The organism is Oceanimonas sp. GK1 (genome assembly GCF_000243075.1).
Classification (GTDB): domain Bacteria; phylum Pseudomonadota; class Gammaproteobacteria; order Enterobacterales; family Aeromonadaceae; genus Oceanimonas.
The window spans coordinates 2,237,122-2,249,565 of record NC_016745.1; the positions used below are offsets into that span (position 1 = coordinate 2,237,122).

Here is a 12,444-nt window from a genome sequence, read left to right on the forward strand (position 1 = left end):
CATTATGCGTGCACCATTCTTTGTCTCTGTCTTTTCAGCCCATGGACACACCCCCGGTTTTTCCCCTGTTTGACGCTCCCCAGTACCTGGAAGAGGGCAATAGTCTGGTCAATCAGCATATCGCCGAGCTCACCCTCGGCCGGGTGCCCGACGCCGCCTTTATCTATGAGCACGCCATGGAGTGGCTACTGGAGAGCCGCTACAGCGAGAATAATTACAAGACCTACCGCAGCGAGCTGACTACCTTTCTGCACTGGTGCCTGGAGGTGGAGCAGATTTCGCCGGTGGACGTAACCCGGCGTACCATGAACCGCTATGTGGACTATTGCCTGGCACCGCCAAAGGCGCTGATTGCCTATCGCAATGTGGCCCAGTTCATGGCCGACCGGGAGCTGGGCGAGCGCCGGCCCAATCCGTTGTGGCGGCCGTTTCTGGGTAAAAAGCTCGACGGCGTCGAGCAGCCGTACCGGCTCAGCGACAAGGCCCTGAAAACCAAGATGGCGGTATTGTCTTCCTTTTATGGCTATCTCATTAATGAGGAAGTCACCGAGCGCAACCCGGCCACCATGTGGATGCGCCACAGCCGCTTTGGCACCACGGCCCCGGTGGCGACCCGGTTTGGCGAAGAAGACGAGGTGCGGGTGTTCAGCGATCTGCAATGGTCCTACGTGATGAACACCGCCCAGCGGCTGGCCGATGAGGCTCCCGAACGCCATGAACGCACCCTGTTTCTGGTGTCGCTGATGTACGGCTGTTACCTGCGCATTTCGGAAGTGGCGGCCCGGCCGGGCTTTTCCCCGGTGATGAGCCAGTTTCGGCGGGATGCCAAAACCGGGATCTGGAGTTTTTACATTCCCGTCAGCAAGGGCGGCAAAAAGCGCACGGTGGCGGTATCCCGGGAACTGCTGGATGCCCTTAAGCGCTATCGTGCCTATCTGGAACTGTCGCCGCTGCCGGCACCCGGTGAAGCCACCCCGTTGTTTGTCCGCCACCGGGCCGCCGGGCGAGGCCGGGATCGGGGCCTTCTCAACGCCAACCTGGGGATTCGCCAATTGCGTGAACTGCTCAACGAACTGCTGGCCGCCGCCGCCGATGCCGCCATGACCGACGGCTTTGATCAGGATGCCGCCGAGATGCGCACGCTCACCGTGCACGGCATTCGTCACACCGGCATTACCCACGACATCAACTACAACGGCCGGCCGCTGTCTCACGTGCAGGCCGACGCCGGCCACGACAGCATCGACACCACCTCGCAATACCTGCACACCGGCAAGGTGGAGCGCCACGAAAGTGCCGCCAACAAACGGCTGGACCGATTGCGGGACTGAAGAGTAATGGAAGTGTGGTGACAGCGAGCATGGCCCTGGGAGGACAGCCCGGAATGGGCGCTAGGCCCACCATACACCACTTCGCATAATGCAAGGGATTGTTAAATTGAGAGATTGACTTAAACGCCTGAAAACACTAGAAAACGAGGCTTTTAAGTTGAAGTATGCGAAACATAACAAAAATTACATCTTTCGTTGGTTTGAATGTGGGCTGACAGTCGAAGAAACAGCAAAACTTTGTTTTAAAAGCGTGATGACGGTCACAAAATGGGATGCGGGAAGGCCCATCCCACCCGAGTGCCGACTACTGATGCAGATGGCCACCGGCCAGCGCCTGGCCCCACTATCGAAAGACTGGGAAGGCTGGCGGGTATCCGGAGCGCACTTGATCAGCCCCGAAGGGCTAAGGTTCACGGCGAAAAGGATCCGAGCCCTGCAATACGCTGTGGACACCGGCGCCCAGGGTGACCCCGAACGTGCCCGGATGATTCGGGAAAGGCTGAACCGAGTAAGACGATAGGTCGGAGTGTAATTCCCCCCGTATTACTATACGGGGGGGGAAGCCCCGGAACCGTGCCTGCCGTGCGGCAATAGCCCGGCATGAACTGTATGGCCGCTAGGGTTTAGCAGGACGCGGGGCGAGCTATGTTCAACCCCACTCCCCCAGATACACGAAAGGCCCCGGAGGGGGCCGATATGACGCAGGTTTAACATGGGCGTTGCCCATACCCACCCCGCAAGCGGGGCCCCAATGGATGAAGGCCCGTTTTCGCGGCCACGGTTGAAAGGCAGCCAGTGAAATAAGTAGACGGTGCGAAGGAGGCGGCCAACCGCGCGCGCGCCCGTGCGCAAGCGCACGCATCCCCCGCGCGGTTATGCCGGCTCAACACGCAGCATCACGGATATTTCACGCCGGTCTGCGTTGTCCAGGCTGCCGCGAAACACGGAGCCGACCAGCGGCAGGGAACGCAATATCGGTATGCCCTGTGCTGACTTTTCCGTGTAGTAGTCAATCAGGCCACCGAGCACCACGGTTTCACCTTCCTTAAGAGTGAGCGTGGTATCAATGGAGCGACTGGATATGATGGCACCAAACTGGTTTGTCACTTCATCGACCCGACTGACATCGGTTTTAACGGTCAAATGCACACGGCCCCCGGAAAGCTGAACCGGCAACACGTCGAGGATCACGCCCACATCACGCCGCTCAATACTGGCCCCCTGCTCTTCGGTAGCCGCCCTGACAACAATAGGCACGTTGTTGCCAACGTGTATGCGAGCCGGCAAGCCGGCGTCGACTGCAAGCATAGGCTGACTGACCATAGATACACCGGACTCACGGGCCAGATACCGACCAAACAAAGTGAAGTCATCGAAGTCGGCCTGGATGGCCGCATTACCCAAGTCAATTTTGATGTCAGGTTGCGGGTTCCACACCACGCCAGAGCGGGATCCACGATAACCGAACTTATGACCCAACTCGGACGCCGTAATATTCGTCGTTTCGACAACATAGGCCCGAACCACATATTGCGGTGGCGTAGCATCAAACATGCCGCCTACCGCCTTAACAGCATCCTGAACGAATAAGGGACAGTTTGCATGGACAGCCAAAGGCGAGGCCTGAACGAATGAGCAAGGCGCTTCATGAACACTTTCAAGCCACGTAAACATAGCCGACATATCATCGGCCAATGTGGGCCGCGGATAAGTCAATCGTATCGGGAATATGCCGTAATCGGGCTTTATGGTTTCATCCAGTTGGTAAATGTAAACAACGTCACCCACGGTCTGAATTTGAAGACCGTTCGCTTTAATAACCGCCTCAAAAACATCAATGGTGTTATCAGACACATCAGCACCATACACCCTGGCATTCATATCCAGCGCAGAGGAGATCACAACGTTGCGCCCAATGGCCATGCCTATCAAGTCGGAGAACTGGTCGAGGGTCATGGGCTGACCATCGGTCTCGATAGCATTAACGACAGATGCGACGCTCGCCAACAAACAGGCAGCGAGCAGTATTTTGAATTTGTTCATCGTATTGTTCCCCTTGTTCATGTTCTTGTGACTCGACCTGGTGGTTTACTGTTTCTTCAGCTTCGCCGGCAAATACTTCAGAAAAACCCAATTGCATAAACACATAGCCAGCACCACCCATACCGACCAGGGCCAAGAGCAACGATGGGATTATTTTCTTATAAAAGTCGGGCACTATCTTTTTGTGGGTATGTATTTCAGCGGAATAATAAGAACCATAGAACTTGGCATCACGCTTTTCATAACTCAGATTTAAACACTCTTTCAGACTGCTTTCATTTTCAACGTCCATCAATTTGCTGGACTGATAACGAACGACCTTTTCACCATTATCCGGATTATGAAAATGAATATGGCGACCAGTGACAGACCGAATTTGTGTATCAACCAAGCGGGGCTGCTGCGTTACCAAATGCAGGTCAAAGCCTGAATGCCGATGAACGTTCATCTTTGCTATATGCTCCGGCACTTTGGAGCCAACAGAACGAGGCGGAAAAAATTCCTGCGCCTCATCGATTATCATGACGGCACCATAAGGCAATTTATACCACTGGTGCGGATGTTCCATTTTCTTCCAATGCAGATTAAACCGTTCAAGCCGCTTCTTTGTAGGCTTAAAATCGAAATGCTTACAGGCATCAAGGAAACGACGAAGCTCGGCAGTTTTCTTTTCCGGATACAGCTTCAGAACCCAATCAATCCAAGTCTGATAAATAGGCTCTTGCCGCCAAAAACAAACCAAAAAGGGCAAATCATCCTCGGTAACAACATCAGACTTTTTATGTATAGCCCGCACGATAGGCAACACCCGCTCTAAATCAGCATCGGACGCATTAGGTAGCCACTTGCCATAAAACCAGCCGGCGAAGGTGCAAGCAAAATCCAAATCGACAATCAGCGCCTTAATATTGTAGTAATAAACAGGACGGCCAGAATAATCTAAATCCTCAATCACCTCCTTTACAGTATTGAGTGATTTAGACGCCCCCGGAAAGCCAGTAATTAAACGTATCATTGAGCACTCCGAAACGACATAATTCGACGATTAACAAAGGACATGGTTACATGAAAGACAACACCGGAAAGACCAATTGATATGGCCTCATTAACGCCGGCCATGGCCAGAATTTGAATGATATGGGAAGGGAGTCCATTCCATAGAGACTGCGCCTTAGAGATAAGTTGGGAAAGCATAAAATCAGCCCCCTGATAAACCACAAAGCCGGCGCCAAGGGAAAGCAGCCAACGAGTTAATGCCTCACCCAAGAACGCCAGTAAACCCATCAGAATCGCAGTGACGAAGTGCATTGTTAGGCCCTCAAGTTACGCAATGAAAGAATAAACGCCACCCATGCCAGAAGAATAATCACCGGGCGAACAAGAACGGCAAAGTCACAGAATGGCTGATAAGTAATCGTGAAGTCGGAAAAGCCAGGAATGGTAATTGAGTAATCAGGAGGACAGGAACCAGAACCGCCGCCAAAATAGTCCGTTTTTATGTATTGCTCGAAATTGGAAAAATCAACAACCTGCTCAGGCAAGACACTGGATTGCCCTGGTAGTTCGGGAACATCGGCGTTGGCCAGCAGCTCATAAGTGGATCCCGCACCAGACACGGAACCAGAGTCACCACCAGAACCGGAGCCGTCAGAACCTGAGTCACCACCATCGTTACCGCCGTCAGAACCAGAACCCATAGATTCAAGTCTTGCCAATATGTCAGACAAAATTTGATTAGATTCAGCGGTGTTATCCCTAATACCCTGATTAGCAGCTCTAATGGACAATAAGGCGTTATAGCTGTGAAGCTGGTTATTTACGACAGAAAGGACGCTGTTATTGATTTCATGCTGATTGGCAATCATCTGGTTCAATGCCGCCGTATAATCCCTAGTCGCACCTGAAGAGTCAACAGGAGAACTGACAGAGCCACCAGAGGTAGAGCCACCACCAGTTGATATAGAGCCACCGCCTGAACCCGTAGATGTATCAACAGGACCTGAGATGCCGGAATCAGGTTTAGCTGGATTAGTCGGGTTTGGATTGTATTCAGATGAGAAACATTTTGTTTCTCCAGTAACTGGATTTGTTTCGCAAATGTCATTAGTTGTATCAGTAGGAGAACAAGACGAACCGGTCAATGTATGGTCATGAACACCGTCACCAGTATCAACACAAATGCCAGAAGCACACTGACTTTCACAATAAGAACCAGAAGGCATTTTAAGACAAGCTGAAGAAATAGAACCTGTTGTTGTAAATGTAGAATCTAAATCAGAACAACCCTCATCGGGCTGTTTGCAGGATGCACCATCATCATAAATAATACAATTTGAATAACTAACGGTTACGCGAGTATAGCGAACCTTAGTATTATCGCCGGAGCCACAATAACTTTTATAAGATTTATAATAACTATCATAGCCCATAGGAGAGCAGCCCGCGCTAGAAGCAATACTATTGGCAACCTGCTCAGAACTTAAAGAAACAGAACTATAATAAGTGATTTGAATATCAGCCGGTTTAGCATAAATGTTACTGACAACATCAACTTTATAAGCCGCTAACGCCATATTAGAAAAACACAGCCCAAGAAACATAATGAAATAACGAATAGCCATAATCCCTCAGCGTCCATAATTAACATATTGCACCCAATAAAAAAGGGGAGCCGAAGCCCCCCAGAAAAACAACAGCGGGAAGAGCCATTTTAACGGCTAACAACACCCTGAATTTTACGCCACACAAACACCAGACCATTAACGCCCATTTTAGCCCCGCCGATAGCAGCAACAGCAGCAGTAAGCAGGCCAATAGCGGTTAAAGCCTCGGTTACGTCGATTGCTTCCATATTTATCACCTCGATACAAAGTTACTAATAAGACCGTAACCGCCGGCAACACATATCATCAGTGCCATAGCGCCGATTAACGGCCATGATTCAGCCATAAGGCTGGACATAAAATACACCTCTAACGCTTGCGGATTCTGGCAGACGCCATCAACCACGGCGTCACAGGCGTATATCACCATTATGCAGCTTCCCAACCCACTACAACGTTACGGCTCGGGTTTTCCGGGTCAGCTTCAAGAACGAGCTTGACCGGCTGCATAAACGGAATGCTTTTCAGCGTTTCAATGGTTTCAGGCGTATTCATCACCCCAATATCACGGCTATCGTACCCGTAGTTAATGATGTTGGTTTCTTCCTTGGTAATAGACTTTGCCGGCACCAAATAGGTGAGCTGGGCAAAGTCATAGGGCTTGGGAACGCCAGACTTGCGAGAAACACCAAAACCTTTGGTCACCTGGATAACCGCCATTACATGCATCATAGACATATGAACACCCCTTAATTAAAACGCCGGCTCGATTGTGCCGCTTGTTGATAAAATTTCGTAGCTAAGCGGCCGCTTTAGCCGCTCCGGAATATCATCAATGCCAAGGTGTGAAGTCAGCCGGTGACAGATTTCACCAGGTGCAATACCTTCAAACCGTGCCAGATAGTTGATCAACCGCCCGGCCTGGATGGCCGCGGACTCAATAGCCCGTTGACGGTCTATTTTGAATTTGTTTTTGAACGTACGAATGCGCTCGGGCTCGACCTGTTCTAAAAGCCCAGCCAAAGCAGGGTAGGAGCCAGCAAAATACGCATCAGGATTAAGCAAAACGTCCAGAGGAATAACCCGGTCCTTTGACCTGATTTCAACCTCAGCCCGTTGCCAGTTCGGATGTTCCTCGGACTGCATTTGTCGACCTTTCTCATAAGCGCGGAACACTTTGCCGGACTCACGGGCACCAACGTAGAACGAACACCCCAAATCCGGCACCATGCCGAAACGCTTTTTAGCAGCTTTGGAGTCAATCAGATTAATATGGCCCGACTCGATATAGGTATACCGAGGGGGACGACCCTTGCCAGAAAACAGACCGTCCAATGCCATTTCGCGGAAACCGGCAGCAGAGAACGCCATGCCCTCATAGTCGTCCAGGGCGAGATCAACCCGGGTGATTTTGATACCCGGTAACCGGTTCAGAATCTTGTGCATAATGGTGAAATCGACGGCCTCGCAGCCGGCACCGGTAATTGACACCATGCAGCCGCCATTCTCAGCACCCCATGCCACTATCCCGGCATTAGCACCGTCAATTTTGAGCGTGGCCGAGTATTGGTAGCCGTACATGCCACCACGCCGGGGCTCATAGCTGAATCGCTGGGTAATACCATGGTCATTGTCCGGAACCATGTGCAAGTTAAGTTCCTGCACCAGAGCCGCCACCTCACCGTGACAAAGACAATCAAGTAACTGGACGCCGTAATGCTGGACGATGTCGCTGTACGCATCGTTATAGTCGAGGTCAGCCGCCACGAACTCAGCACCGCCCATGGCCTCATCAAGCTGGTCTGCCATTTCACGCCGGAAGGCGTTGCTCACGTCACGCCAGAACGCCCAATCATGCTGACCGTCAAACCGCTTGGAGTAGGGCGTAGTAACAATGGCACCAGTACGGGCCAGCGCCTTCATTCGCAAAAGCTGCTCAGGCGACCAGGTGAACGAGAGGTAATCGTGAATGACCTTAGCCATGGCGAAACACCCCGGCATCGTACAGTTCGCGCCAGTTGTCCTGGGTAACCTCAGAGAGTTCGTAATCGTCATACTCGAACATCAAGTGTTGACGAAGGCGGCTCATGCTCGGGAACATTTCTACCTCACCACCAACCCAAGCAGACACCCAGCCGGGGCCGAATTCAGGTTGTTCTTGCCAGTAGATGGTGATGGCCATGACAGTCACTCAGCAAAATCAGCGGGAAGATAAAGAAGGACGGATGATGCAAAATCAATCAGGGTACTATCGAGCTGCTCATCCAAATGCTGATAAACCTGAATCGCATCAAAAGTAGAACAGGGAAAGGTCCCATCAGAAATGGAGTCAAGTGAAGCCTTACGGCGCTCTTGAAGGTCGCGAGCCTTGCACAGCAGCTCGACCTGGTAATCGTTAAGAAAGATTGATGCAGTCATGGTCAGTTCTCAAACTTACGAATTGGCAATGATGTTAGTCCGCTGTTTTGCGAACAACAAGCAAGGAAATCAGATTACTAACGAACTAGAATCAAGACTCTTGACTTTGAAGGAATGCACGAAATGTACTCAAAAACGCTCATAGAGAAGCTGATGAAGGCAAAGAAATACAACCTTCAGAAGCAAGTCGCAGCAGAACTAGGATTTAGCAAAGCTCACGTATCAGAAATTTACAGCGGACAAAAAGAATTTACAGATGAAACAGCAACTTACATTGCTAAGGTTGTCGGTCTGGACCCAAGCGAAGTACTACTAGAGCTGGCCAAGGCCAGAGCCAAGTCAGAGAGCACAAAAGCGGTCTGGGAGAGGTTGATTAGAGAACACCGAAACACCGTGCAAGCCGTGGCAGTGCTGGGTTTCGGGCTGTTAAGTCAATCCATCTCTTACTTCGCATAATGTATATTATGTTAAATATTGTATTCGATAGTCCGAATACCCACCATTCCACTGGCCAATGCAAACTCGCCATCTGGCCCTTGTGGTCAGCCTGCGCTTTGGCTCGAATGACTGAGCACTTCACTTAGAATCATTTCACCAAGGAGCAGTTATGTACGTACTGATGGATATCATGGTCTCGCCCGGCGGCGTTGGCGTGTCGGTGTCGCCCTATGTGGCCATGTGTCAGCAGATTTTTGAGGATGCGGGACTCACGCACACCATGCATGGTTATGGCACCAATGTGGAAGGCGAATGGGACGACGTGATGGCGGCGGTCAGGCGCTGCCATGAAGTACTGCACGAGGCCGGCGCCGTGCGCATCACCAGCCATATTAAGCTCGGCACCCGCAACGACCGGGCGCAGACCATGGCCGACAAGGTCACCAGCGTGCAGCAAAAGCTGGCTGACTGAACCAGTGGCACCGAACAACCGGCTTGGGGCCTTCGGTGCCACTCATCCATATATTATGCTGGCAAGTATCAAGATTTACCGGGGCCACAGTTTTCATCGCAGACGTTTATGCTAGTCACGGTCGTGACAGCGGCTGGCCGTTCCGAGGCTGAGCAAAGCAAGTCGGGAAAATGGCCGGGCCGGCTGTAACGAACGCGCCGCTGCAGTATACTGGCCGCCATTGACCCCTAGAACGAGTGAACCAGTGCAATCACTGAGCCCGGCCGAGCTGGCCCCTGCATTTTCATTACCCAACCTGACCACTCTGAACGATGCGGCTCCCCTGCCCTTCAGCGCCCTGCAGCAGCGGGCCGACTCGGCCTTTGCCACTCTGTCGGGGCTGAATTCCGTCAATCCCATTCTGTTGCTGAACGGCTTTGCCGGCCTGGACGTGGAAGAGCTGGTGCAGGATCTGGTCAAGCGCCACGCCGATCACGCCGATCTGTTTGACCTCTGTTATGCGGAAAACCTGCATCACCCGCAAAAGCCCATCTGGCTGCGGCTCAAGGCCGGCACCGGCATTGAGTTCTGCGAGCTGGTGGGCCAGTTGCTGGAGCTGAGCTCCCGCCATCTGGAAGCGGAGCACATCGTTGAGCGCATTCTTAAAAAGCAGGGCCAGGATGAAAAGGTGGCCGACTACCTGTCGAGTCTGGCCCAGCATGTGGCCTCGGGCGGCGGTTTCAGCCATCCCATTCTGATCAATCTGATGGTGCATCGGCACGACAACCGCATTCCCATTGTGCACGCCCGCCAGTTCACTCCCGAGCAGCTGTTTGGCGCCATTCACTTTCAGACCGAGCAGGGTTCGGTGTTCAGTCACCATCACCTGCTGGAGCCGGGGCTCATTCACCAGGCCAACGGCGGCTATCTCATCGTGCCCATCGAGGAGCTGCTGGATCAGCCCAACCTCTGGTTCCGGCTGAAAAACGCCCTGGCCACCCAACGGGTGGAATGGAGCCGGCCCAGCGAGATGGCCGCCTTTTACTTTCAGCCCGAGCCGCCGCCGCTGGATGTGCACCTTATTCTGGTGGGCGACCGGCTGGCGGTGGCCGAGCTGCACCTGCTCGACCGGGAGCTCGATACCCTGGCGTTTCTGCGTGCCGATATCATTCCGGAATGGGACGCCGTGGCGGATCTGCCCTCCTACCTGGGCTACCTGGCGCACCTGCGCCAAAAGTACGGTCTGCGCGACATGGATGCGGGCGCCGTGGCCCGGCTGTGCCGCTATGGCAGCCGCATCACCGAGCACCAGCACCGGCTGTCGCTGGTGGAAGCCCAACTGGTGGCCATGATGCAGCTGGCGGACGTGATTGCCGCCCGGGAACACAGCGAGCTGGTAACCGAACGTCACCTGCGCCTGGCCCAGGAAGAGCAGGATCAGCGGCTTAATTTTCTGGTGGAGCAGTCGGATCTGGGGGTGCGCGACGGCCAGTACCTGATGCAGACTCAAGGGCGGGAAGTCGGCCAGATCAATGGCCTGTCGGTTATTCAGATTGCCGGCCATCCCTACGACTTTGGCGAGCCGGTGCGGCTGACCGCCACCGTGCACCTGGGCGACGGCGACGTGGCCGACATCGAGCGCAAGGCGGATCTGGCCGGGCATATTCATGCCAAGGCCATGATGATCATTCACGGCTACCTGGCCAACCTGTTTGGTGCCGAACACCCCTCGCCGCTATCCGCCAACCTGGTGTTTGAACAGTCCTACCACGAAATCGACGGCGACAGCGCGGCGCTGGCCGGCCTCTGTGCCCTGCTCTCGGCCCTGGCCCGGGAGCCCATTTACCAGCATTTCGCCATCACCGGTGCCGTGGATCAGTTTGGCAACGTGCTGCCGGTGGGCGGCGTGAATGAAAAAATCGAGGGGTTTTACCGGCTGTGCCGCCTGCAGGGCGTCACCGGTGAGCAGGGGGTACTGATCCCGGCCAGCAACCGGCTGCAGCTCAACCTGTCGGACGAGGTCGCCGACGCCGTGGCCGAAGGCCGTTTCCACATTCATCCGGTGGCCCGGGTGGAAGAAGCCATCGCCCTGCTGATGGGCTGCGAAGCGGGCAAGGTGGACGATCCCTACACCCTGTTTGGTCGCATTCGTGAACGGCTGGACGACCTTAACGGTCATACTATGGAAAGCGGTTTTTGGCGCCGGTTGTGGCGCCGTTAACAGATCGGACTTGCCTGGTGCACAGCTGTTCGCTAAAGTGACGCCAATTTTACACCCGGGCCTCGGTGCCCGATGAAAAAACGGAAGAGTGGAATGCCTTCACAAAAAGAACTGGGTAAACACAGCTTTACCAGAGAAGAACTGCTGGCCTGCAGCCAGGGCGAGCTGTTTGGCCCCGGCAACAGCCAGCTGCCCGCCCCCAACATGCTGATGATGGACCGCATTGTGCACATCAGTGACGAGGGCGGCGAGCACGGCAAGGGCGAGATCCTGGCCGAGCTGGATATCACTCCCGACCTGTGGTTTTTTGACTGCCATTTCCCCGGCGATCCGGTGATGCCCGGTTGCCTGGGCCTGGATGCCATGTGGCAGCTGGTGGGTTTCTTCCTGGGCTGGAAAGGTGGTCCCGGCAAGGGCCGTGCCCTGGGCGTGGGTGAAGTGAAATTCACCGGCCAGATCCTGCCGACCGCCAAAAAGGTGACCTACAAGATCACCCTGAAGCGGGTGATCTGGCGCAAGCTGATCATGGGCATCGCCGATGGCGTGGTGGAAGTGGATGGCCGCCCCATCTACGAAGCCAAGGATCTGAAAGTGGGCCTGTTTACCGACACCTCCACGTTCTGATTGGTCGAATACGTTAAGGCCCCGCAATTGCGGGGCCTTTTTGTTGATGATGATGACTTGTTTTACTTGATGAAGAGGCCGGAACCTTTGTCTTCCATGGCATCTCGCCAGCCCCCTAGCCAATGGCCTTTGGCGTCAAAATCGTTGTAGGGGCACTGCTCTTTGGAACGTCCACTGACTCCAGCTTGGTAACCGCGGGTACGCGCTCTTTCCAAACGGTCACGTTTTTGTCTCTTCATAGGTATTACCCTCGTTTAATCAACAAAAAGTGCGCGGCGTTTCATCCTGCCGCACTTAAGAAATAGATGAGTTGAC

The 12,444-nt window shown here is 53.6% G+C and carries 16 protein-coding genes; 6 read left to right on the forward strand and 10 right to left on the reverse strand.

Annotation, left to right across the window (positions count from 1 at the left end; translation table 11 throughout):
• The first annotated feature begins 41 nt into the window (after nt 1-41).
• Together GU3_RS10600 and GU3_RS17475 are read left to right on the forward strand one after the other, a co-directional pair.
• Nucleotides 42-1,331, forward strand: a complete 1,290-nt coding sequence (locus GU3_RS10600; protein WP_014292534.1) for a site-specific integrase — start codon at nt 42-44, stop codon at nt 1,329-1,331.
• Nucleotides 1,332-1,647: 316 nt separating this feature from the next.
• On the forward strand, nt 1,648-1,851 hold the full coding sequence (locus GU3_RS17475) for a DUF3653 domain-containing protein (protein ID WP_371245761.1): 204 nt from the start codon (nt 1,648-1,650) through the stop codon (nt 1,849-1,851).
• Nucleotides 1,852-2,204: 353 nt separating this feature from the next.
• Here the strand turns inward: GU3_RS17475 and GU3_RS10610 are convergent, their stop codons facing one another.
• The 9 genes from GU3_RS10610 to GU3_RS10645 form a co-directional block, all read right to left on the reverse strand.
• Nucleotides 2,205-3,374, reverse strand: a complete 1,170-nt coding sequence (locus GU3_RS10610) for a type II secretion system protein GspD (RefSeq protein WP_041543121.1) — start codon at nt 3,372-3,374, stop codon at nt 2,205-2,207.
• A complete protein-coding gene (locus tag GU3_RS16795) occupies nt 3,313-4,389 on the reverse strand; it encodes a zonular occludens toxin (protein ID WP_014292537.1) in 1,077 nt (358 codons plus the stop codon). The genes GU3_RS10610 and GU3_RS16795 overlap by 62 nt, the downstream gene beginning before the upstream one ends.
• Nucleotides 4,386-4,682 carry a DUF2523 domain-containing protein gene (locus tag GU3_RS10620; RefSeq protein ID WP_014292538.1) on the reverse strand — a complete coding sequence of 99 codons (297 nt, stop codon included), beginning with the start codon at nt 4,680-4,682 and terminating at the stop codon, nt 4,386-4,388. Before GU3_RS10620 ends, GU3_RS16795 begins: the two co-directional genes overlap by 4 nt.
• Before the next feature lie 2 nt (nt 4,683-4,684).
• The gene (locus GU3_RS17100; protein ID WP_148265896.1) at nt 4,685-5,995 is read right to left on the reverse strand and encodes a virulence factor TspB C-terminal domain-related protein; all 1,311 of its coding nucleotides are present in this window, start codon (nt 5,993-5,995) and stop codon (nt 4,685-4,687) included.
• Nucleotides 5,996-6,084: 89 nt separating this feature from the next.
• Nucleotides 6,085-6,225: a major capsid protein gene (locus GU3_RS17230; RefSeq protein ID WP_158308467.1), complete on the reverse strand. Its 141-nt coding sequence runs from the start codon at nt 6,223-6,225 to the stop codon at nt 6,085-6,087.
• Between the two features lie 181 nt (nt 6,226-6,406).
• Nucleotides 6,407-6,715: a hypothetical protein gene (locus GU3_RS10630; protein WP_014292539.1), complete on the reverse strand. Its 309-nt coding sequence runs from the start codon at nt 6,713-6,715 to the stop codon at nt 6,407-6,409.
• A gap of 15 nt (nt 6,716-6,730) precedes the next feature.
• Complete coding sequence (locus GU3_RS10635; protein ID WP_014292540.1) at nt 6,731-7,960, reverse strand: replication initiation factor domain-containing protein; 1,230 nt, start codon at nt 7,958-7,960, stop codon at nt 6,731-6,733.
• The gene (locus GU3_RS10640) at nt 7,953-8,159 is read right to left on the reverse strand and encodes a hypothetical protein (RefSeq protein WP_014292541.1); all 207 of its coding nucleotides are present in this window, start codon (nt 8,157-8,159) and stop codon (nt 7,953-7,955) included. Before GU3_RS10640 ends, GU3_RS10635 begins: the two co-directional genes overlap by 8 nt.
• Nucleotides 8,160-8,164: 5 nt before the next feature.
• Entirely contained in the window at nt 8,165-8,395 is a 231-nt protein-coding gene (locus GU3_RS10645) for a hypothetical protein (protein WP_014292542.1), read from the reverse strand.
• Nucleotides 8,396-8,518: 123 nt separating this feature from the next.
• Here GU3_RS10645 and GU3_RS10650 point away from each other — a divergent pair, with 123 nt between their 5' ends.
• From GU3_RS10650 to fabA, 4 genes are all read left to right on the forward strand, one after another.
• Nucleotides 8,519-8,851 (forward strand): helix-turn-helix domain-containing protein, encoded by a 333-nt coding sequence (locus tag GU3_RS10650; RefSeq protein ID WP_014292543.1) that lies wholly within the window; start codon nt 8,519-8,521, stop codon nt 8,849-8,851.
• Nucleotides 8,852-9,002: 151 nt separating this feature from the next.
• A complete protein-coding gene (locus GU3_RS10655; RefSeq protein WP_014292544.1) occupies nt 9,003-9,305 on the forward strand; it encodes an MTH1187 family thiamine-binding protein in 303 nt (100 codons plus the stop codon).
• 244 nt (nt 9,306-9,549) lie between these two features.
• On the forward strand, nt 9,550-11,505 hold the full coding sequence (locus GU3_RS10660) for an AAA family ATPase (RefSeq protein ID WP_014292545.1): 1,956 nt from the start codon (nt 9,550-9,552) through the stop codon (nt 11,503-11,505).
• Between the two features lie 93 nt (nt 11,506-11,598).
• On the forward strand, nt 11,599-12,129 hold the full coding sequence (gene fabA, locus GU3_RS10665) for a 3-hydroxyacyl-[acyl-carrier-protein] dehydratase FabA (RefSeq protein ID WP_014292546.1): 531 nt from the start codon (nt 11,599-11,601) through the stop codon (nt 12,127-12,129).
• Nucleotides 12,130-12,191: 62 nt separating this feature from the next.
• Here the strand turns inward: fabA and rmf are convergent, their stop codons facing one another.
• Nucleotides 12,192-12,368 (reverse strand): ribosome modulation factor, encoded by a 177-nt coding sequence (gene rmf / locus GU3_RS16800; protein WP_014292547.1) that lies wholly within the window; start codon nt 12,366-12,368, stop codon nt 12,192-12,194.
• Between the last annotated feature and the right edge of the window lie 76 nt (nt 12,369-12,444).

Bases quoted from the DNA above. Each gene is read 5' to 3' on its own strand.
- GU3_RS10600 (WP_014292534.1), top strand. From the start codon at position 42: ATGGACACACCCCCGGTTTTTCCCCTGTTTGACGCTCCCCAGTACCTG.
- GU3_RS17475 (WP_371245761.1), top strand. From the start codon at position 1,648: ATGGCCACCGGCCAGCGCCTGGCCCCACTATCGAAAGACTGGGAAGGC.
- GU3_RS10610 (WP_041543121.1), bottom strand. From the start codon at position 3,374: ATGAACAAATTCAAAATACTGCTCGCTGCCTGTTTGTTGGCGAGCGTC.
- GU3_RS16795 (WP_014292537.1), bottom strand. From the start codon at position 4,389: ATGATACGTTTAATTACTGGCTTTCCGGGGGCGTCTAAATCACTCAAT.
- GU3_RS10620 (WP_014292538.1), bottom strand. From the start codon at position 4,682: ATGCACTTCGTCACTGCGATTCTGATGGGTTTACTGGCGTTCTTGGGT.
- GU3_RS17100 (WP_148265896.1), bottom strand. From the start codon at position 5,995: ATGGCTATTCGTTATTTCATTATGTTTCTTGGGCTGTGTTTTTCTAAT.
- GU3_RS17230 (WP_158308467.1), bottom strand. From the start codon at position 6,225: ATGGAAGCAATCGACGTAACCGAGGCTTTAACCGCTATTGGCCTGCTT.
- GU3_RS10630 (WP_014292539.1), bottom strand. From the start codon at position 6,715: ATGTCTATGATGCATGTAATGGCGGTTATCCAGGTGACCAAAGGTTTT.
- GU3_RS10635 (WP_014292540.1), bottom strand. From the start codon at position 7,960: ATGGCTAAGGTCATTCACGATTACCTCTCGTTCACCTGGTCGCCTGAG.
- GU3_RS10640 (WP_014292541.1), bottom strand. From the start codon at position 8,159: ATGGCCATCACCATCTACTGGCAAGAACAACCTGAATTCGGCCCCGGC.
- GU3_RS10645 (WP_014292542.1), bottom strand. From the start codon at position 8,395: ATGACTGCATCAATCTTTCTTAACGATTACCAGGTCGAGCTGCTGTGC.
- GU3_RS10650 (WP_014292543.1), top strand. From the start codon at position 8,519: ATGTACTCAAAAACGCTCATAGAGAAGCTGATGAAGGCAAAGAAATAC.
- GU3_RS10655 (WP_014292544.1), top strand. From the start codon at position 9,003: ATGTACGTACTGATGGATATCATGGTCTCGCCCGGCGGCGTTGGCGTG.
- fabA (WP_014292546.1), top strand. From the start codon at position 11,599: ATGCCTTCACAAAAAGAACTGGGTAAACACAGCTTTACCAGAGAAGAA.
- rmf (WP_014292547.1), bottom strand. From the start codon at position 12,368: ATGAAGAGACAAAAACGTGACCGTTTGGAAAGAGCGCGTACCCGCGGT.